Origin of the sequence: Shimia sp. R9_1 (assembly GCF_017743775.1) — a bacterium.
Taxonomy (GTDB): domain Bacteria; phylum Pseudomonadota; class Alphaproteobacteria; order Rhodobacterales; family Rhodobacteraceae; genus Shimia.
In genome coordinates this window covers 155,174-175,640 of the sequence record NZ_JAGHRN010000007.1, presented here as the reverse complement: position 1 = coordinate 175,640, position 20,467 = coordinate 155,174, and the positions used below count along the sequence as shown (strand labels likewise).

Here is a 20,467-nt window from a genome sequence, read left to right as displayed (position 1 = left end):
AGCATGCACGCCTCACCCCTCACGCAACTCAAAAGGTTGCTGCCCCCGCTCCTCGGCCTGAGCGCGATCTCTAACCTTGCCGTGCTGATCAGCCCGATCTTCATGATGCAGGTGCTGGATCGCGTGATCCCGACCGGCAACCTTCACACCCTGTCGCTGCTGTTGCTGGTTGCAGCCGCAGCACTGCTGCTGCAATCTGTGGTCGACGGGTTGCGCGACATCACCTTGCAATGCGCCGCGCGCTGGGGCGAACGGATCAGCCTGCCCGCAATCCTCAGCTCTCCCCCCCGAGAGCAACAGGATCGGATTGCCGCCCTGTCACAGCTGAAAACCGGAATCTCCGGCCCGACGGCGACCGCAGCCTTAAGCCTGCCCTGGCTGCCAATGTTCCTGACGGTCTTATGGATCATTCACCCCTGGTTTGTCGCCCTAACCTGCGCTCTGATCGCTGCTGCTGCCACGCTGCGCATCGGCTCCAAAACCCTCATGGCACATCGCAGCGCCCTTCTGGCGCAATGCGCAGATGGCGAAACCACCGCGCAAAAAGACGTGCAGGATCTTGCCGCCCATCCCGGCCTCGCCGCGCTCAGCCGCAATTTGATCGCCAAGCTTCTGCGCACCATGGCCGAACGCAACCAAATCGAAGATCAGCTCACCCCGCTATCAGCGAGCAGCAACGCAGCCAGCGCTTTTGTGCGCAGCATGTCGCAGCTGCTTGGCCTCAGTCTGGGGGCCGCACTGGTGGTCAATGATGCCCTCAGCGCCGGCGGCATGATCGCCGCCAGCCTGATTTTGACCAAAACGGTCAGCAGCTTTGAAACGGTGATCGCGGCCCTGCCCGACATGCGTACCTTCCGCACCGCCTACCAACACTTGCGGCACCTGCCGGCACCCACGCAAATAGACGGAACAGAGATCCCCTCTCTGTCCGGCGCCCTGCGATGTGACGGGCTTATTTCCCCTCGCGGCGGTGGTGCCCCGCCCCGTCTGGATCGGGTCAGCTTCCAAATTCCCAAAGGCCATTGCCTTGTGATCATTGGCCCGTCTGGCAGCGGCAAAACCACCCTTCTTGAGGCGCTGAGCGGCGCAACCCCCTGCCCCATTGGCACCGTCTGGCTGGATGAGACAGAAATCAAAACCCTGCCAAGCGAAAGCCACACCGCCCACATCGGCTACCTGCCGCAGCAGGCGAAGCTGTTTCACGGCACCCTGGCTCAAAACATCGCTGGATTTGCGCCCGACATCTCAGACGCAGATGTGGTGGAGGCGGCCAAAAATGCCGGAGTACACGGCCTGATCTCTGCCCTGCCGCAGTCTTATGACACAGATATCGGCGCGGCGCCCTATCTGCTGTCCGCCGGGCAAAAACAACGCGTTGCGCTGGCGCGCGCGATTTATCACCGGCCAAAATATCTGTTTCTGGATGAGCCAAATGCCCTGCTTGATGCCGCAGGCGAGCGGCAGCTTTGTGCCGTGCTCGCACGCCTGAAAAAACAGGGCACCACGGTGGTGATGGTGTTGCACCGATCCGGCCTGATGGGACTCGCCGATCACGTTTTACTGTTAGAAAACGGACGCATGGCGGATTTTGGTGCGCGTGGCGAGGTTCTGGGCCGTATGAGCAGCGGACGACGGCGCATTGAGCTGCCGTTGCGCGACACAAGCCTTCAGGATCTCACCGATTGGGTCAGCGCACAGTTCACACGGGCTTCAGATGCGGATCTCTCAAACCGGGCCGAGCTTATTGCAACAGAGCTCTTCACCCTCACCAAGGCCAGTGGCGCGCAGGACGCACCACGGCAGGCGGTTTTCCTGTTCCGTTTCCTCTCCGATCAAAGCTGTGAAATCACGGTTACTGAGGAGGGGCGCACCAAGGCCGATGCCAAAATCCGCAAAATCGCCGAGCTGCTGCGCCAACCCAGCACAAAGATGGCCGACCTGCCCGGAGATGAGGCGGCTTTGGCGGTGATCTCCCAGATGAGCGACCGGTTTGATATTCAAAACATTGACGGTCAGTCGGTCTATTGCGCCGCCGTTTCCACACGCCCCGTCTCCCTGCAGGGAGTGCCCCAACATTGAGTGACGCAGCCGCATTCTCCGCCGCCCCCGACCCGGCCAGTACCGATCTGCCAACCCGAGTCACCCGCCCTCTGCGCATCGGTTGCATCGCAGTATTTGGCGCCCTGGTGTTGTTTGCGCTCTGGGCGTCGCTCGCGCCGCTGGCCACGTCCATTCCGGCGTCCGGGCATTTGAATGCCGTCCGCCCAAGCTATGACGTGCAGCATCCGTTTGGGGGAAAAATCGCGCAGATCCATGTGGACCAGCATGAAGAGGTGGCCCGTGGCGCTGTGTTGATGACACTCGATGTGGATCAGGAACGCGCAGAACGGGACACGTTGCAGGCCGCGCTGACCCCGATGATCGAAGAGCGCGCAGCCATCAGGGCGGCGCTGTCAGACCGGCTGCCGCAAGCGGTCGATGGCGCGCAAACCAGCGATGCAGCGCAGATGGCTGTGCGGCGTATGCGCAATATGCAAACCGCCATGCAACTGCGCGCCGACATGAGTGCCACCTTGGAAGGCGCGCTTGAGGAGCGGATGATCCATCTTTCGCAAAGTATGGCACGACGTGAGGAGCAGCGCCTGTCCATGCTGGCCCGGCACAAACGATATGCCAGCTTGCGGGCCGAGGGCGCCTTTCGCGCCGCTGATATGGATGCGCTTGGCGAGGACATTCTGGAGCTCGAAGCCGCGCTGGAGCGGGACCGCGCAGAAGTGTCTTCCTTGCGCAATCAGGCCATTCAGGCCGCAATGCAAGTCATGCGCGAAAAACTCGAGTTTCGTCAGCAGCTTTTGGATCGACTTGCGCAACTCGAAGAGGCGATCCCACGGCTGAAGCGGCAGATTTTGCGCCTGAGCGCTCAGATAGATCAGGCGCAGATTCACGCGCCAGAAGCAGGCATTGTTGCCGCGCTCTATTTTGACACGGCCGCCATGGTCATCCCACGCGGGGAAACGGTTCTGACACTGGCCCGCCCAAGCGCGCGGCATCAGGTGTCTTTTCTGGCGCACCCTCAGGTGATTGATCAGCTGCGGGTGGGCATGCCTGGCCAACTGACCGTGGCAGCGCTCCCGCAGCGCAGCCATCCGCGGGTGCAAGCGACGATCACCTCACTGTCACCAGAAGCCCGCCGCAATGCAGAAGGCGCGGTGATGGGCTATGACGGGATTGCGCAGATTGATGCGGAGGACCACGCAGCACTTTTGGCCACGCTCGGAGATGAGGCCACTTTGGCCACCGATATGCCGGTGACAGTGGTCTTTACCGGGCGCAGCACCACCTTTGGCGCTTATCTGATGGGGCCGTTCTGGTCATTTATGCAAAAGGCCATGCAGGATTGAACATGCAAATGAGGAGGGAAGAGAGTGACGCTATTCCCCCATGAGGCGACCTTGCGCGGCGCGGTTGTGCAGGCTAGCTCTGTTCCTATGAAGTCTGTTTTGCGTCTGGCCAATCTCTCGCTGCTGATCCTGTTTCCGATTGCGTGGTTTGCGCCGCTGATGCGCGCGGGCCTGCTGCCGATTTTTGGTCTCAGCGAGATTTCGATTGTCTCCGGGCTGCAATCTTTGTGGGGCACGGATGTGGCGCTGGCGCTTCTGGTGACGTTTCTGGCGATTTTTGCCCCTTATCTGAAAGTCATCGGCATTGCGCTCATTCAGTTTGGTCTCTTGCGCCGCAAAGCTTTGCCCACGCTGGAGTTTCTGGGAAAGCTGGCGATGGGCGATGTTTTTCTGATCGCGCTTTATATCGTGATCGCCAAAGGCGCGGGCCATGTAACGGTTTACACCGGCTGGGGGCTTTATCTTTTCACCGGCTGTATTCTGGCATCGCTGACAATTAGCCATTTGACCCGCAAGCGGTCGTGATCCAAAACGGCACAATGGCAAAGAGCAAAACCCAATTCACATGTTCGGCCTGCGGCGCCGTCTCCTCCAAATGGTCGGGACGCTGTGAAACCTGCGGCGAATGGAACACAATCGTTGAAGAGGCGCCTTTCGGGGCGGGCCCCGCAGGCAGCGCGCTTGGCAATGCGAAGGGACGGCGGATCGAGCTGTCTGATCTGGCCACCAAGGAAACCCCGCCGCCGCGCACCATCAGCGGTGTGAAGGAACTTGACCGCGTGCTGGGTGGCGGGCTGGTGCCGGCAAGCGCCTTGCTGGTGGGCGGCGATCCGGGGATCGGCAAATCCACCTTGCTGTTGCAGGCCGCCGCGCGGTTTGCGCGTCAAGGTGTCAAAACCATCTACGTGAGCGGCGAGGAAGCCAGCGCGCAGGTGCGGATGCGGGCGCAACGGCTGCAGCTGACGGAAAGCCCCGTGCTTTTGGCCGCCGAAACAAATCTGCGCGACATCCTGACCACGCTGGAGGCCGAACGGCCGCAGCTTGCCATCATCGATTCCATCCAGACCATGTGGAGTGACAACGTCGGCAGCGCGCCGGGCTCTGTCAGTCAGGTGCGCGCGGCGGCGCATGAGCTGACGGCCTTTGCCAAGCGCAAAGGCATGGCGATCATTCTGGTGGGACATGTCACCAAAGAGGGGCAAATCGCTGGCCCCCGCGTGGTGGAACATATGGTCGATACGGTGCTCTATTTTGAGGGCGAGCGCGGCCATCAGTTCCGCATTCTGCGCGCCGTCAAAAACCGCTTTGGTCCCGCGGATGAAATCGGCGTTTTTGAAATGACCGGCCGCGGGCTGGTGGAAGTGGGCAATCCAAGCGCGCTGTTTCTATCTGATCGCGGCCAGCCGACACCGGGAAGCGTGGTGTTTGCCGGGATCGAAGGCACCCGCCCCGTGCTGACAGAATTGCAGGCCTTGGTGGCCCCGTCACCGCACAGCCAGTCCCGCCGCACGGTTGTCGGCTGGGACAGCGGGCGGCTTGCGATGATTCTCGCGGTGCTGGAAGCGCGCTGTGGCATCCCCTTTGCGGGGCTGGATGTGTACCTCAATGTGGCGGGCGGCATGAAAATCGGCGAACCAGCCGCAGACCTTGCGGTGGCCTGCGCGCTGGTTTCCGCCCGAGAAGACAGCGCTTTACCCGCCGATACCGTGGTTTTTGGCGAAATCAGCCTGTCTGGCGCGCTGCGCGCGGTGAGTCAGACGGAAAATAGGTTGAAAGAAGCCCAAAAACTTGGTTTCTCATCGGCAATCGCGCCAAAGGGCGGCAAAACCAACACAGTTGATGGCATAAAGCTGAACCGTATTGGAGATTTGGCAAGTTTTGTGGGCGAAGTATTCGGAGCGGGCTGACGGGGACGGACGCACGTAAAAACAGACGCCGCAAGGCAAACCGGGGCCGGTCACAGGGCCGGTCATAAGGGACAGGACTACATGGAAGGTTTCACCATCATCGATGCCGTCGTTGCGGGCATCATCGTAATTTCGGCGCTGCTGGCCTACAGCCGCGGCGTTGTGCGGGAAACCATGGCCATCGCCGGGTGGGTTGCCGCCGCTGTGCTGGCCTTCATGTTTGCCGGATCTCTCCAGCCGCTGGTCAAAGAAGTGCCCATTCTGGGTGAATATCTGGCCGACAGCTGTGAATTGTCGATCATCGCCGCCTTTGCCGCTGTTTTTGCGCTGTCGCTGGTGGTGGTCTCGCTGTTCACGCCGCTGTTCTCCTCCATCGTGCAGCGATCTGCACTGGGTGGGCTGGATCAGGGCCTTGGCTTTATCTTCGGAGTGCTGCGCGGCATCCTGCTGGTTGCGATTGCCTTCTTTGTCTATGAGACCGTGATCACCAGCCAGTCTATCGCGATGGTGGATGACAGCCGTTCGGCCGAAGTATTCAGCCGCATCACCCGCCAGATTGACGACCGCGACCCACAGGAAGCGCTGGGTTGGATCACCACCCAATATGAACAGCTGGTTGGCGTCTGCGAAGCGTAAGACAGCACATCGTTCTGCATAGTCCTGCTGAAAGCCCGCACCGGTTGGTGGCGGGCTTTTTTCATGCGCGGGGGCAACCGATCTCGGTTTCAAAAGCTCATTGGTGTTTGCTGGCGTGCGCAAGACGTCCTTTGGGGCGGCCTGATTTATACAATTGCGCCTGCCTGTTCGCCGCCCTCTTGTTTGGCGGACAAACGGCGGCTACCGTGCGGGGAAACAAGCTATTTTGAGCCCTTTCATGCGCATTTGGATTGCCCTCACGACGCTGACGGTCGCGCTTTGTATTGCCCTTGTGGTGTCGGTCTTGCTGCCGCCCAAAACGCTCTCGCTGGCGGCGGGGGCGCGGGGCGGTGCCTATGCGCTGATGGCGGAACGCTACCGCGATATTCTGGCGCGTGACGACATTGACGTGCAGATCCTCTACACCAACGGTTCGGTCGACAATGCGGAACTGTTGACGCTTGGCGCGGTGGATGCCGCGTTTTTGCAGGCCGGGATCACGGTGCCTCCGGGCAAGGCCGAGGCGATTGGCGGCCTGTTTTATGAGCCGATGCTGTTCCTTGTGCGCAGTGATCATCAATTGCCCTCAAATCCCGCGTTGTGGCGGGATCTGCAGATTTCGCGCGGCGCGCTTGGCTCCGGCACCGCAGCCGCTTTTGCAGATTTCAGAGAGGCGGTGGGCCTGCCCGAGGCGGACAACAAAGAGCTTGAGCTGGGCGCGGCGCAGTCAATTTTCGCCCTGCAGGCAGGCGGGCTCGACATGGCTTTTCTGGTCAGCAGCATTGAGGCGCCCTATCTGTCGCAGGCGTTTAACTCTGATGAGATCACGCTTTTGCCGCTGTCTTACACGCAGGCGATTGCGCGGCATATGGAGTATGCCGATATCGTTGATATCCCCGTGGGGGCGATTGCGCTTGATCCGGTGCAGCCCACGGAAACACAGCATGTGTTGGCCCTAAAGGCGCAGATGGCGATTGATCCGAAATTGCATCCGGCGCTGGTGAACCGGCTGACCATGGCAGCCAAAGAGCTGCATGCCGGGCGGGACATCCTGTCAGAGCGCGGAGCGTTTCCAGTGGCCGAAGGCATTGGCATGCCTGAAAACAATGTGGCCCGCCAATTGATCGAAACGGGGCCGTCGACCTGGCACAATCTGCTGCCCTATTGGATGGCGGCGCAGGTCAACCGGCTGTTTCTGCTGATCCTGCCCATTCTGTTCCTGTTGTTGCCCTTGCTGCGGATCGCCCCGATGATCTATTCCTATTTTCGCGGCTGGCAGGTCTGGAAACACTACAGCCACATCCGCGAGATTGAGGCCAAGGTCAGCGACAGCTCAAGCGCCAAGGACCTCAAGCGGCTCGCCAAGGCACTGGATTCGGTGGATTACAAAATTTCGCAGCTGCGCCTGCCCCCGGCCTATCGGCAGACCGCCTATCACGCGCGGATGCATATCGACTTGGTGCGCAAACGGATTGGGCAGCTGCGCGTGGATGCAAAGTAGGCATCGCCACAGCCCTTCCCTCCTTTCTGCGCCACTAATTTAACCGTTTGATCAAAAACCAAAACGACGCGGCGACAGGGCGCGCTTTCTGGCCCGTCCAATGTGATCCTTTCGTGACATAGATTACCGGAGCGCTTAAGACAGGCGCAGCACGAAACAGGGATTCGGAGCCACCTCTGTGATCATTGGGCGAAACCATACCCCATTCACAGCCGCCTCTTGCGGCGGGTGGACTTGCACCCGAACCCAAGCGCCCCGCGCGCAACGTGCAGAGACACCGACCTTCCAAAAGCGCCAAACACATGCGTCGCGAAGGTGCCTAACCACCCAATCTAGCCAAGCCTAGTCCGAAGATAGGAGCGCTGCACGTGTGCGGAATTCTGGGGATCGCCAATCGCAATGACGATGTTTTTGCGGAGATTTATGACGGGCTGCTGATGTTGCAGCACCGCGGACAGGACGCCTCGGGTGTTGTGACCTACACCGGCGGGTTTTTCCGCGAACGCAAGGCCAATGGTCTGGTCAAAGACGTGTTTCAGGCCAGCGACGCCGAAACCCTGACCGGCCGCGTGGGCATGGGCCATGTGCGCTATCCCACCGCGGGCAGCCTGAGCGCGGCCGAAGCGCAGCCGTTTTTTGTGAACGCGCCTTATGGCATTTATCTGGTGCACAACGGCAATATCACCAACACAGATGCGCAGCGCGAGAAGGTGACCGGCAAGTATAGCCGTCATCTGCGCACCACCAGCGACAGTGAAATCCTGCTGAACGTGCTGGCGGACAAAGTGGCGGACGCGATCAAAGTGAACGGCAGCGGCGATGCAATCCGCAATATTTTTGCCGGTGTAAAGATGACCATGGAGCGGGTGCAGGGTGCTTATTCCGTGATCTGCCTGATTGCCGGTGTTGGCATGCTGGCCTTCCGCGACCCCCATGGCATCCGCCCCCTGTCCGTGGCCAAACGCGCCGCAGATGGCGAAGGTGACGACTATGCCTTTGCCAGCGAAGACGTGGCTTTTGGCATCAATGGCTTTGAGAAAATGCGCGATGTGAAGCCCGGCGAAGCGCTGCTGGTGGATATGGATGGCAACCTGCATGAGTTTCAGGCGGTTGAGGGCGAGTTGACGCCCTGCATCTTTGAATATGTTTATCTGGCGCGTCCGGACAGCGTGCTCGACGGGGTGTCCGTCTATCAGGCGCAGCTGCGCATGGGGCAGACACTGGCCAAACAGATTGCCGAAAGCGGGCTTGAGATCGACGCGATCATTCCGGTGCCGGACAGCGCGCGCCCTGTGGCGCTGGAGGTCAGCAATGCCACCGGCATCCGCTACCGCGAAGCGTTGGTGAAAAACCGCTATGTGGGCCGGACCTTCATTATGCCCGGTCAGGAAGAGCGGCAGAAATCCGTGCGCCGCAAGCTCAACGCCATTCCGCGTGAGATGGATGGGCGCAATATTCTGTTGATTGACGACTCCATCGTGCGCGGCAACACCATCAAGAAGATTGTGCAGATGTGCCGCGAAGCGGGCGCGAAGAAAGTCTATATCGCCTCGGCCTCCCCGCCCGTGTCGCACCCGAATGTCTATGGCATCGACATGCCCACCAAACATGAGCTGATCGCCCATGACATGAGCATCGAGGAAATCCGCGAAGAACTGGGCGCGGATGCGCTGTTCTATCAGAAGCTCGAAGACCTGATCTGGGCCGCGCAGGAAGGCAACCCGGAGATCGCGCGCTTTGACTGTTCCTGCTTTGACGGGGAGTACATCACCGGCGGTGTGACCGCGGAATATCTCGCCGATCTGGAAAACAGCAGCCGGGTGAGCAAGAAGATCAAGGAGGCTCCGGCACCTGGCGCAAGCTGGAACGGGGCAACTTTGGCCACCTCTCAGGGCTGAGCGACCTGTGAGCCTGCTTGCCCTGGATAGCCGTTGGCGTCGCCTGCATGATCCGGACTGGGTCAGCCCCAAGAGCGGGCGCAGTTTTGGCGGGTTGATCGACATCGGCTATGACCATCCGGATCCGTGGCCGCATGGCGATTTGCAGGGCTGCGGGCAGGAGGTTCTTGAGGTTGGCGACGACAAGCTCTCCGCCGATCTCTGCCGATGTGACGGGCTGCGGTTTGTGCGGGCGATGCTGGCGCTGCCGATCAGGGGCAGTGACGAGGCCGTGCAATTTGTGATCTGGGCGCATTTGGCGGATGCTGATTTCTACCGCTATCTCGACGATGCCACAGGCGAAACGCCCGGGTTTGAGGGCTGTACCGCCTGGCTGATGAATGACATCCCCGGCTTTGAAAGCGAGACCCCGCTTGAAGGCGCGCTGATCGCGGGTGGGGCGCAGGAGCGGCCAAGGCTTAGCCTCAAGGACGGGCCGCTGGCAGAGGCGCAAAAGGCGGGAATCACCTTTGATGCCCTGCTGGATCTTTACGCGGCAACCGGCAACGACATTCGCCCAGACCTCTGACTGCCCCCTCTCGGCGGCCTTGCCAAGACGCCGCCTCACCTCAGGGTCGAATGGGGCAATTTACACCTCAACCCAGACCAATCCTCCCTCCCCCGACTGGCTGAAATCCGCTTATTTTATTGGGCCATTCGCGCATTCTCGGCGGCATTCAGCTTTCATTAACCAACATCCCGGTATTCAGCGGTGGCAGTCAGCGGAGCTATCTCTATAAGGCCGCCACCACTCACACACCGGGATAGCCCATGACCTCCAGAACGCCTTCGCAGGTGGCCGAACAGGCCACACAGAGCGGTGTCTTGAAGAACCGATCTCGACTGACGCTGATTGGCGTTATGGGATCACAAACACGGCCGCGCGCTTTATTGATGACGCGCAGCGGCCGGACCTTGCGCGTGCAACCTGGGGATCGCACGCCATCTGGCAAGGTGCTGGCGATTGACGCCCACAGCATCGTGCTCAACAGCGGGCATGGCGCGACACGGCTGTCGATGCCCAAATAGCGGTCAACCGAGGGGCAGCGCTGCGACATTGACGCCAGCGCTTGCCCCTTGACCTTACTGCCCATTGGCCGCATTCCAGTGGCCATGACCGATACTCCAGTTTCCTCCGCGCCTTCGGGCGACAAGATCGCGCTGATCACTGGCGCGTCCCGTGGCCTTGGGGCCGCTTTCGCCGAAGCGCTTGCGCCGGATTATCACGTGGTTGCGGTCGCCCGCACCACAGGCGCGCTGGAAGAGCTGGATGACCGCATCCAAGCCAAGGGTGGACAGGCCACGCTGGCGCCGATGGACATCACCAATGCCGATGCGATGGCGCAGCTGTGCCGCTCGATCCATGACCGTTGGGGCAAAGTGGACCTGTGGGTACACACCGCCGCCCATGGTGCGCCGCTCACGCCCGCAGATCACATCGACGCCAAAGACTGGCAGAAATCCGTGGCGATCAATCTGGACGCTGTGGGGCGGTTGATCCCCTTCCTGAGCCCGCTTCTGGGCCACGCGGGCCATGCGGTGTTTTTTGATGATCCGCGTGCGGGCGAGAAGTTTTTTGGCTCTTATGGCGCCACCAAAGGTGCGCAGATCGCGCTGGCCAAGAGCTGGCAGGCGGAAACCGCAAACATCGGACCGAAGGTTTCGATCCTCGCGCCCAAAGGCATGCCCACCGGCACGCGCGCCCGCTTCTTCCCCGGGGAAGACCGCGCAACGCTGGCCCATCCGCGCGATGAAGCGGCGCGGCTGATGGCGGAGCTCGACCTCTGAGCCTGACGCCGCCTTAAGGCAAGCGACCTATGTCTGACAGGTGAAGTGTGACGGTGATTCCCCAGTCACCGTCCCATGCGCCACATGGCAGACTGTGGCGCTTGCTCCGCCGTGGCAGCTCAACTAGACAGAAGCAAATCAGCAAGGTTCCGGCCTTGAGACGCGGCGAGATTTGGGGGCAGGCACCATGCGCATTCTCATCACAAATGACGACGGCATCAACGCGCCCGGTTTGGCCGTTTTGGAAAAGATCGCCAACGAGCTCGCCGGAGCAGAGGGCGAAGTCTGGTGTGTGGCACCGGCCTTTGAGCAATCCGGTGTCGGCCATTGCATCAGCTACACCCACCCCACCATGATCGCCAAAATGGGCGAGCGCCGCTTTGCCGCCGAGGGCAGCCCGGCGGACTGTGTGCTGGCCGGTGTGCATGATGTGATGAAAGAGGCGCAGCCCGATCTGATCCTCTCCGGCGTCAACCGGGGCAACAACTCTGCAGAAAACGCGCTCTATTCCGGCACTCTGGGCGCGGCCATTGAAGGGGCGCTGCAGGGCATCCCCTCCTTTGCGCTCTCCCAATTCTTGGGCCCGCAAAACTACACGGCGGAAGATCCGTTTGAGGCCGCAGGCCAGCATGGCGCCGATGTGCTGCGCAAGATCCTTGCCACCGAGGTGCCAAACGGCTCTGCCTATGGCCTGTTTTATAACATCAACTTCCCCCCCGTGCTGGCAGCGGATGTGAAAGGCGTGCGCGTTGTCGCGCAGGGGCTGCGGCAGGACACCTGTTTCTCTGTGGAGCCGCACACATCCCCCTCCGGGCGTCGTTTCCTCTGGGCCAAAGGCGGCAATCAGCAGGTCAAAACCGCAGAGAACACCGACGCCGCTGTCAATCTGGACGGCTATATCTCTGTCACGCCGATGCGCGCCGATCTGACCGCGCATGACGCCCTGAAGGCACTGAAAGACATCGAATAATGGATCCGGACGCGCTTGCAGAACGCAAAATGCAGTTCCTCTTTGCGCTGCGCTCGCGCGGGGTGACGGACCCGGCGGTGCTCGGCGCGATGGAGGCCGTGGACCGTGGCCCCTTTGTGCGCGGGCTGTTTGCGGAGCGCGCCTATGAGGACACCCCGCTGCCGATTGCCTGCGGGCAGACCATTTCGCAGCCTTCTGTTGTCGGCCTGATGACCCAGGCGCTAGAAGTCACCTCACGTGACAAGGTGCTCGAAGTGGGCACAGGCTCGGGCTATCAGGCGGCCATTCTGGCGCAGCTGGCGCGGCGGGTTTACACCGTGGACCGGCACAAGCGGCTGGTGCATGAGGCGCGCGGCGTGTTTGACGCCATGGGCATCGTGAACATCACCTCACTGATCGGGGACGGCAGCTTTGGCCTGCCCGATCAGGCACCCTTTGATCGCATCATTGTCACCGCCGCGGCAGAGGACCCGCCGGGGCCCCTCTTGGCGCAGCTCAAGATCGGCGGTATCATGGTGGTGCCTGTCGGGCAGTCGGACGCGGTTCAGAGTTTGATCCGGGTGCGGCGCACCGAAGACGGGTTTGACTATGACGAGTTGCGGGCGGTGCGCTTTGTGCCTTTGCTGGAAGGTGTCGCCCGGGAAAACGATTGATTTTTCAGGGCTTTCCCCTTGGCAAAGGGGGCAGCGTCGCCCATCTGGGCAGCAATGTAGTAAACAGAACCAAAGCGGTCATGGCATCAGACCCCTTCGCAAGGGACCGCACGTGAGGATATCGAGATGGTTTTTTTGCAAGCAAAGCGCACCCGCTTTATCAGCGCAGGACTTGCCCTAAGCGTGCTGGCCGCCTGTGAAGGCGGGTTTGACTATGATCTGCGGGGCGATGCGGCGGGCAGTGCGCTGGACACCTCTGATGCGGCGCTGACCGCCACCTCCAAGCGCCCCAACCCCGACAACCGCGGTGTGATTTCCTATCCGAACTATCAGGTGGCTGTGGCCCAGCGGGACGACACCTTGCAGGATGTGTCCGCCCGTGTGGGCATTCCCGTCGCGGAGCTCAGCCGCACCAACGGCATCGCGCCGGACGTGAAGCTGCGTCAGGATGAGGTGATTGTGCTGCCCTACCGTGTGGCTGAACCATCGCCAGCCACAGGGGGCACTGGCGTGATCGTGCCTCCGGGCGGCGTGGATATTGCCGCGCTGGCTGGTGGGGCGATTGAAAGCGCCAACACCACCGAGGTGCAGACCAGCTCGCTTGCCCCCGCAGCGGCCCCGGTCACAACCCCATCGGAAAACGCGCAGACCGGGCTTGAGCCGGTGCGCCATAAGGTGAAACGCGGGGAAACCGCCTTCACCATCGCGCGGCTTTACAATGTGTCCGTGCGCTCGCTGGCGGAATGGAACGGGTTGGGCAGCGATTTCACCATTCGCGAGAACCAGATCCTGCTGATCCCGCCAGCCGATCCAAGCGCTGCTGCACCGGCACCGGCTGCGGTGTCGACCGTGGCGACCACCAAGCCGGGGGAAGGCTCTCCCACCCCCACGCCACCGAGCGCATCCAAACCGCTACCAGATGATGCGACCGCCGCCAAAGTGGCCGCTGCGCCAAAACCTGAAAGCCCGGATCTGGGCGCGCAACAGAGCGCGTCCCAAGCTGCAATGGGCTATCCTGTGTCCGGCAAGATCATCCGCCCCTATGCCAAGGGCAAGAACAACGGGATCGACATCGCGGGGGATGCCGGTGCACCGGTCTTGGCGGCCGCAGACGGCAAAGTGGCGGCGATCACCACGGATGCGGATGATGTGACCATTCTGGTGGTGCGCCACCCCAACAACCTGATGACGGTCTATTACAACGTTGCCGATGTGAAAGTGTCCAAAGGCTCCAATGTGAAACGCGGACAGCCCATGGCGCAGCTGCCCGAAGAAAACGCCTTTGTGCATTTTGAAGTGCGTGATGGTTTTGACAGCGTGGACCCGGCGCCTTACCTGAAATAAGTCGCCGCGTGACTGAGCTTGGTGGCGGGGCTGTTTTTAGCCTGCGCAGCCGAGGCGCGCACAACACAGGTGCACGCAGAGAGGGCGCTGCCCTCGTCACAACGGCGTTGTGACTTCACCCGGGATATTTGACGAATGAGAAGCGCAGGCCGCCGTGTGCGTTACACTTTGACGCCTTCGCGGCCTGCGAGATCGAGGAAGAATTGCCAGGCGACGCGACCGGAGCGGGCGCCGCGAGTGGCTTGCCATTCGATGGCCTCCGCGCGCAGGCGCTCTGGGTCAACGGAAACGCCGTGGGCGGCGCAGTAGCCGTCGATCATCGCGAGGTAGTCATCCTGCGAGCAGGGGTGGAAGCCAAGCCAGAGGCCAAAACGGTCTGAGAGGGAGACTTTCTCCTCCACCGCTTCAGACGGGTTGATGGCGCTGGAGCGTTCGTTTTCGATCATGTCGCGCGGCATCAGGTGGCGGCGGTTGGAGGTAGCGTAGAAGACCACATTGTCCGGACGCCCTTCGATGCCGCCATCCAGCACCGCTTTGAGCGATTTATAGTGCTGGTCGTCATGACTAAAGCTGAGGTCGTCACAGAACAGAAGAAAGCGTTCGGAGCTGGCGCGCAGCAGGTTCAGAAGCCGCGCAACAGAGGGCAGGTCTTCGCGCTGCAGCTCGACGATTTTGAGAGCGTGGCCTTCGGAGAGCACCTGCGCATGCACCGCTTTGACAATGGAGGATTTGCCCATGCCGCGCGCGCCCCAGAGCAGTGCGTTGTTGGCGGGCAATCCGCGCGCAAACTGGCGGGTGTTTTCCAGAAGCGTGTCACGAGAGCGGTCAATACCCACAAGCAGATCGAGCGATACGCGGTTGATCTCCGGAACCGGTTCCAGCCGGTCGGGATCCACATGCCAGACAAACCCATCCTCAGCGGCAAAATCCGGCGCGGCCAGCGGCGCGGGGGACAGGCGCTCAAGCGCTTCGGCGATGCGGGTCAAAGTGGTGTCATCCATGGCGGGCCTCCGGTGTTGCTGTCGTTACAGACCATTTTCTGTGCGCAACAACAAGGGGATGACACAAAGGAAAAACGCGCCCGATTGGGGCGCGTTTCTAAAAGGTCATTGTGAGCTCTATTTGGTGTCGACGTCGGCGAGGTCTTCGGCCTCTTCGTCATCCTCAAAATAGACGCCCTCTTCTTTGAGCTTGGCGATGCGCTGTTTGTCCACACGGCGCACAAGGAAGATCGAAATCTCATAGAGGCCATAGACCACGGTGAAGAGGATCAGCTGTGTCACAACATCAGGCGGAGTCACCAGCGCGGCCAGCACAAGAATACCCACCATGGCGTATTTGCGAACCGACGCGAGCCCCTCTGCACTGACCAGACCCGCCTTGCCCATCAGCGTAAGCAGCACCGGCAGTTGGAAGCAGAGACCAAAGGCCATGATGAACTTCAGCGTGATATCCAGGCTTTCGTTGACCTTACCAAAGAAGGTGATCTGTACGCCTTCGCTTGCCTGCGGCGTGGCCGCAGCGACCGTGCCGGGCACGTCCTCAACGGCTGGCGCCATAAGGTTGGCAAACACAGAGGCCACATCGGCAAAGCCGAGGAAGAACTGCATCGCCAGCGGGGTCACAACGAGCTGTGCAAAGCTGGCCCCCAGCAGGAACATGAACGGCGAAGCGATCATGAAGGGCAGAAACGCGCCGCGCTCACTTTTGTAGAGGCCGGGCGCCACGAAGCGCCAGAGCTGATAGCCGATTACCGGGAAGGCCAAGGCAAAGCCGCCCACCATGGAAATGCGGAACAGCGTGAACAGGTACTCCTGCGGCGAGGTAAATTGCAATGTTGGGGACGGATCGCCCAGATCCCGCAGTACCTCGACAATGGGCGCCACCAGGAAGTGCAGCACATGTTCTGCGATGAACTGCCCGCCAATCGGCACAAAGAAGAAGCTGATCGCCACGATGAAGGCGAGCACGGAGCGGATCAGCCGCGTGCGCAGCTCTGCCAGATGCTCAATCAAGGGGGCGGAGCTGTCATCAATCTCGTCGGTGTTGCTCATGCATCATCTTTCTTGGGCGCAGCCTCTTGCTCCGCAGTCTCAGCAGCGGCCTTTTCAGCGGCTTCCTTATCCAAGCGGGCCTGCGCCATTTCTGCCGATTTTTTGCGGATCTTTTCAGCCGCCTCGGCGCGCTCTTTGGACAGGCGGGTGGTTTCGGCCCCCGGCTCATAGCTCATGGAGCGTTTCACCTCATTGGCACTGTCGGCAAAAGCATCGCTGGCCGCTTTGAGCGGATTGGACACTTTGTTGAGCCCGTCAGTGGCGCCTTTGATGGTGTCGGTGACGTCTTTGACGCCCGCCTGATCAGCGGCCTGGTTCATGGCGGAGGAAAACTCGCGCGCCATGCCCTTGGCCTTGCCGACAAAGCGGCCCACAGAGCGGAACAGAACCGGCAGATCCTTGGGCCCGACCACGATCAACGCGACAACGCCAATGACCAGGAGCTCCGGCAAACCCAAATCAAACATATTGGATTGGCCTCAGATCAGACTTTGTCTTTGTCGTCAGATGGGGTCACGTCTTTGGCGGCATCTGCGGCGTCTTCTTCCAGCTCCTGCTGGCCTTCGTTGATGCCTTTCTTAAACGAGGTGATGCCTTTGCCGACTTCGCCCATCAGACCGCTGATCTTACCGCGACCAAACAGCACCAGAACCACAACCGCGATCAGCAGAATGCCGGGCAGACCGATGTTTCCAATACCCATGATGTCTCTCCTTCTTGGTGGGGCGTTGGCCCCGAATGTAGTGATCTGCCTTTTACCTACCCCCTGAGCCGCCCCCCGAAAAGGCGAGCGCAGGTGTAAATCCAGTCAAATCACGGGTTTTCCCCGCTCTTTTTGTCACTATTCTGTCAGTTGTCTGTTTGAGGGCAGAAATTGAGAGAATCATCCCATGGCAACCTCGGAAAATCGTGCTGACCGGCTGATGTCGTTGATGGAGATGCTGCGTGATGGGCAGCTGCACCGGGCCGAGGACTTGGCAGCGGCGCTTGGGGTCTCTTTGCGCACGGTCTATCGCGATATGAAAACGCTGATGGGGAGTGGCGTGGCGATCGAGGGCGCGCGTGGCACAGGATACCGGGCGCAGGCGGCACTGACCCTGCCGCCTTTGAACCTCACGGAGGCGGAGCTTGAAGCGCTGCATATCGGGCTTGCGGTGGTGGGCACCGGCATGGAGGGGGAGCTGCGGGAGGCGGCGGAAAGCCTGAGCGCCAAGATCGACGCCATGTTGCCAGAAGAGGTGGGCGGGGTGACGCAGGGCTTTGGCTTTGCGAGCTATCCCTTTGATGTGAGTGCTCGGGCGATGCGCCATCTGGAGCCGCTGCGCACCGCGATCCGTGGCAAACAGAAGCTGCATGTGCGCACCTCTGAAAGCACGCGCGATGTGCGGCCCTTGAAGCTGAGCTATTGGGGGCGGGTCTGGGTGCTGGCGGTTTGGGATGAAACCGGCAATGGCTTTGCGGAGCTGCGCGTGGATCAGATCACGGAGATCACGCCCCTGCCCGGCCTGTTTGTGGAGGAGCCGGGGAAGAGTCTGCGGGACTTTGAGGCGCAGAGCTAGGCAAAGGGCCAGCCCCTTCTTGGCTGCGCCAATTCATCCCCAGCGTATTTGGCCCGGAGTATTTTTTGGCAGAATGAAGTGGGCCGCGCGGCTCAGGCTTCCGCCGGAAACACGAAGCAGCGGTCGCGACGGATGGTGAGCCAGAGCGCCGTGCCTTCTTTGGGCAGGAAGACATTGGGCACGGTGACTTTCAGATCTGAGGCATCGTGATCCATTCTGAACTCAACAAGGCTTTCGTTGCCCATGAAGCGCGCACGGGTGACAACGCCGCGCGCCGCAACGCCGTCTGACGTCGTGGGCAGCGGGCCGCGGCCGGCGCGGTCAAAATCCAACTTCAAATGCTGCGGGCGGATCACGATCTCAACCGGTGCGCCATCCTCCAGACCCGGGGTCAGGAACTGGCCGAAAGGCGTGTCTGTCAGCGCGCCGTTGCTGGTGGAGCGGATCACATTGATGTCGCTGAAAAAGGCGACGGCCTGCTTGTCCACGGGGGCGTTGTAGATGTTGTAAGGGGCGCCTTGCTGCACAATTTTACCGTAGCGCATGAGGGCAATTTCATCGGCCATGCGCATGGCCTCTTCCGGCTCATGGGTGACGAGCAGGACGGCGGTGTCTTCTTCTTTCAAGACAGCGAGGGTTTCGTCGCGGATGCCGTCGCGCAGGCGGTTATCAAGGCCGGAGAACGGCTCGTCCATCAGCATGATGCGCGGGCGCGGGGCCAGTGCGCGGGCCAAGGCAATGCGCTGTTGTTCGCCGCCTGAGAGCATATGCGGGAATTTGTCGATGGCCCAGCCGAGATTCACCTTGGCCAGAAGCTCCTCGACGCGGGCGCGTTTGGCGTCGCGGCTGCCTTTCAGACCAAAGGCGACGTTGTCAGCCACCGAGAGATGCGGAAAGAGGGCAAAGTCCTGAAACATCAGGCCGATTTGGCGGCGCTCCGGCGGGACGCGGAAGACCGTGTCACAGATCAGATTGCCGTCCACATAGATCTCACCGCTGTCCTGCATGTCCACTCCGGCGATCATGCGCAGGGTGGTGGATTTGCCGCAGCCGGACGGGCCGAGCAGGCAGGTCACCTGCCCCGAATGCAGGGACAGGGAGACGTCGTCCACCACCTGACGGCTGCCGAAACGGCGGCGTAGGTTGCGGATTTCAAGACGGGGTGTGGGAGTTTCGATCTGCGACTGCACCTGTGGCCTCTTGCGATCCCCGAGGGTTTCCATCGGGTTTCGCGCAGATGTATCAGCCCCCTACCCGCGCATCAACCCTGCGGCTGCCAAGGATCACAGCGGCAAAACCGATCACCAAGACGATCAGACAGATTTGCAGGAGCTGTTCGTATTTGTGGCCATCATAAAGCAGGCCTGCAAACAGCTCTGAGCTGCGGAACATATAGGCCATGGCGCCGATCATGGCGGCGGCAAAGCTGACGAGATAGGACCACAGCGGCACGGTGCGGTTGCTCAGCAAGCCAACAACCAGCACCGGTGTGAGGAACATCGAGGCCGTGCCGGAGACCGCCACCGCATCAAACAGGGTCTGATTGCCCCAAAGGGTCAGCGCGCCGCCTGCAACAGCAAAGAACAGCATGGCGATACGGCCGCCCATGAGGGTGCGCGGCGCTATCCGCAGCTCTTCAACCACAAGGCGGGACGCGGAGCTGAGGGCGGAATCCAGTGTGGAGAGCGCTGAGACCAGAAGAGACACCAGAAGCAGCGTGAACACCCAGGTTGGCAGCATTGTGGACCAAGTGCCGAGCAACTGGCCTTCGTAAGCGGCCCCCTCAAGCGCGGCCTGAATACCAAAGAAGCCAAAGGCTATGATGCAGAGGGTGGAGATCCAGAAGGCGTGCAGGAAGCTTTTGCGGGTGGTGTCGCGGTCGGCAAGGAAGCCGCGGTCCATCATCACCGGATCATGCACCGGATAAGAGAAAACCTGCAGCGCGGCGACCACCAAGAGCACCCAGCCATTGTGCGGGCCGGAGACGCCGGGCGCGGTCAGAACCGCGCCGAGGTCAAAGCCGGGGCGCAGGATCAGCGCCACAAAGGCCGCACCAAAGACCACGAGGAAAAGGCTCATCTGCACCACATCAGTGCGCAGTGCGGCTGAAAGACCGCCCCAAGCGGAATAGGCCAGAGCCAGAATACCGACCACCAGAATGGCGGTGGTGCTGGCGCTCGCAACCTCGGGGAAGGCGGCGGAGAAGATCAGACCCACAACAAGCAGGTTTGCAAAGACCTCTGACAGCAAACGCAGGGCGATGACGACGTTATAAGCGGTGGTGCCTGCCGCGCCGAAGCGGTCCGTCAGCCAGTCCTGCACCGAGCGCGCGCCTTGTGTGCGCATGTGATTGACGATGTAGCCGCCGGTGAGAAAAGAGCCGTAATAGGCCGCATAGGCAAGCGTGCCCGCGATGCCGTAGTAAAACCCGAGGATCGCGGCGTTCATCAGCGAGCGGGCAAAGATCCAGGTGGTGACTTGCGAAAACACCAGCGTCCAGAGCTGTGGCGCGTTGCCGGAAACAGATTGGCCACCAAAGAAGCCTTCGACCGAAGCGCGGCGCGGCGCGACAAAAAGGCTGAGCACAATGATGGCTGCGAAGATCGTGATAATGGCGGTGGCCTGCATGGAATTTCCCCAGTTCGTCAGACTTTCCGCCTAGCAGGCAGCAACTGTTCGCACCAGCCGCCCCACAAAAACGTGAAAGCCTGTAAAGG

Annotated in this window: 20 protein-coding genes; 14 read left to right on the top strand and 6 right to left on the bottom strand. The window is 61.0% G+C overall.

Annotated features, from left to right (window positions below; all coding sequences use genetic code 11):
* The first annotated feature begins 3 nt into the window (after positions 1-3).
* The 13 genes from J7399_RS19115 (at position 4) to J7399_RS19055 (ending at position 14,137) form a co-directional block, all read left to right on the top strand.
* Positions 4-2,079, top strand: coding sequence for an ATP-binding cassette domain-containing protein (locus J7399_RS19115; RefSeq protein WP_209088937.1), 2,076 nt, complete (start codon positions 4-6; stop codon positions 2,077-2,079).
* Entirely contained in the window at positions 2,076-3,401 is a 1,326-nt protein-coding gene (locus J7399_RS19110) for an HlyD family efflux transporter periplasmic adaptor subunit (protein ID WP_209088934.1), read from the top strand. Before J7399_RS19115 ends, J7399_RS19110 begins: the two co-directional genes overlap by 4 nt.
* 87 nt (positions 3,402-3,488) lie before the next feature.
* Entirely contained in the window at positions 3,489-3,926 is a 438-nt protein-coding gene (locus J7399_RS19105; protein WP_209080224.1) for a paraquat-inducible protein A, read from the top strand.
* Between the two features lie 14 nt (positions 3,927-3,940).
* Positions 3,941-5,308, top strand: coding sequence for a DNA repair protein RadA (gene radA, locus J7399_RS19100; protein ID WP_209065303.1), 1,368 nt, complete (start codon positions 3,941-3,943; stop codon positions 5,306-5,308).
* An 81-nt stretch (positions 5,309-5,389) separates the two neighbouring features.
* Positions 5,390-5,944, top strand: a complete 555-nt coding sequence (locus tag J7399_RS19095) for a CvpA family protein (protein WP_209065304.1) — start codon at positions 5,390-5,392, stop codon at positions 5,942-5,944.
* A 238-nt stretch (positions 5,945-6,182) separates the two neighbouring features.
* The gene (locus J7399_RS19090; protein ID WP_209088931.1) at positions 6,183-7,445 is read left to right on the top strand and encodes a TAXI family TRAP transporter solute-binding subunit; all 1,263 of its coding nucleotides are present in this window, start codon (positions 6,183-6,185) and stop codon (positions 7,443-7,445) included.
* Positions 7,446-7,813: 368 nt separating this feature from the next.
* Entirely contained in the window at positions 7,814-9,343 is a 1,530-nt protein-coding gene (purF, locus tag J7399_RS19085) for an amidophosphoribosyltransferase (protein ID WP_209065306.1), read from the top strand.
* Between the two features lie 7 nt (positions 9,344-9,350).
* Positions 9,351-9,911: a DUF2199 domain-containing protein gene (locus tag J7399_RS19080; RefSeq protein WP_209088928.1), complete on the top strand. Its 561-nt coding sequence runs from the start codon at positions 9,351-9,353 to the stop codon at positions 9,909-9,911.
* 242 nt (positions 9,912-10,153) lie between these two features.
* Positions 10,154-10,411 (top strand): hypothetical protein, encoded by a 258-nt coding sequence (locus J7399_RS19075; RefSeq protein ID WP_209065308.1) that lies wholly within the window; start codon positions 10,154-10,156, stop codon positions 10,409-10,411.
* Positions 10,412-10,495: 84 nt separating this feature from the next.
* Complete coding sequence (locus J7399_RS19070; protein ID WP_209065424.1) at positions 10,496-11,170, top strand: SDR family NAD(P)-dependent oxidoreductase; 675 nt, start codon at positions 10,496-10,498, stop codon at positions 11,168-11,170.
* 187 nt (positions 11,171-11,357) lie between these two features.
* On the top strand, positions 11,358-12,140 hold the full coding sequence (gene surE / locus J7399_RS19065; protein WP_209065309.1) for a 5'/3'-nucleotidase SurE: 783 nt from the start codon (positions 11,358-11,360) through the stop codon (positions 12,138-12,140).
* Complete coding sequence (locus J7399_RS19060; RefSeq protein WP_209065310.1) at positions 12,140-12,793, top strand: protein-L-isoaspartate(D-aspartate) O-methyltransferase; 654 nt, start codon at positions 12,140-12,142, stop codon at positions 12,791-12,793. The genes surE and J7399_RS19060 overlap by 1 nt, the downstream gene beginning before the upstream one ends.
* Positions 12,794-12,919: 126 nt before the next feature.
* Positions 12,920-14,137: a LysM peptidoglycan-binding domain-containing protein gene (locus tag J7399_RS19055; protein WP_209088925.1), complete on the top strand. Its 1,218-nt coding sequence runs from the start codon at positions 12,920-12,922 to the stop codon at positions 14,135-14,137.
* Between the two features lie 161 nt (positions 14,138-14,298).
* Here the strand turns inward: J7399_RS19055 and J7399_RS19050 are convergent, their stop codons facing one another.
* From J7399_RS19050 to J7399_RS19035, 4 genes are all read right to left on the bottom strand, one after another.
* The gene (locus tag J7399_RS19050) at positions 14,299-15,138 is read right to left on the bottom strand and encodes an ATP-binding protein (protein WP_209088918.1); all 840 of its coding nucleotides are present in this window, start codon (positions 15,136-15,138) and stop codon (positions 14,299-14,301) included.
* Between the two features lie 117 nt (positions 15,139-15,255).
* Complete coding sequence (locus J7399_RS19045) at positions 15,256-16,191, bottom strand: twin-arginine translocase subunit TatC (protein ID WP_209088915.1); 936 nt, start codon at positions 16,189-16,191, stop codon at positions 15,256-15,258.
* Positions 16,188-16,658 (bottom strand): Sec-independent protein translocase protein TatB, encoded by a 471-nt coding sequence (tatB, locus tag J7399_RS19040; RefSeq protein ID WP_209088912.1) that lies wholly within the window; start codon positions 16,656-16,658, stop codon positions 16,188-16,190. Before tatB ends, J7399_RS19045 begins: the two co-directional genes overlap by 4 nt.
* A gap of 17 nt (positions 16,659-16,675) precedes the next feature.
* Positions 16,676-16,894: a twin-arginine translocase TatA/TatE family subunit gene (locus J7399_RS19035; protein ID WP_209065315.1), complete on the bottom strand. Its 219-nt coding sequence runs from the start codon at positions 16,892-16,894 to the stop codon at positions 16,676-16,678.
* A 187-nt stretch (positions 16,895-17,081) separates the two neighbouring features.
* Between J7399_RS19035 and J7399_RS19030 the strand changes: the two genes are divergently transcribed.
* A complete protein-coding gene (locus J7399_RS19030; protein WP_209088910.1) occupies positions 17,082-17,750 on the top strand; it encodes a YafY family protein in 669 nt (222 codons plus the stop codon).
* A gap of 92 nt (positions 17,751-17,842) precedes the next feature.
* Here the strand turns inward: J7399_RS19030 and J7399_RS19025 are convergent, their stop codons facing one another.
* Both J7399_RS19025 and J7399_RS19020 read right to left on the bottom strand, forming a co-directional pair.
* A complete protein-coding gene (locus J7399_RS19025; protein WP_209088907.1) occupies positions 17,843-18,973 on the bottom strand; it encodes an ABC transporter ATP-binding protein in 1,131 nt (376 codons plus the stop codon).
* Between the two features lie 19 nt (positions 18,974-18,992).
* Positions 18,993-20,378 (bottom strand): sodium:proline symporter, encoded by a 1,386-nt coding sequence (locus J7399_RS19020; RefSeq protein ID WP_209088904.1) that lies wholly within the window; start codon positions 20,376-20,378, stop codon positions 18,993-18,995.
* Positions 20,379-20,467 lie beyond the last annotated feature (89 nt).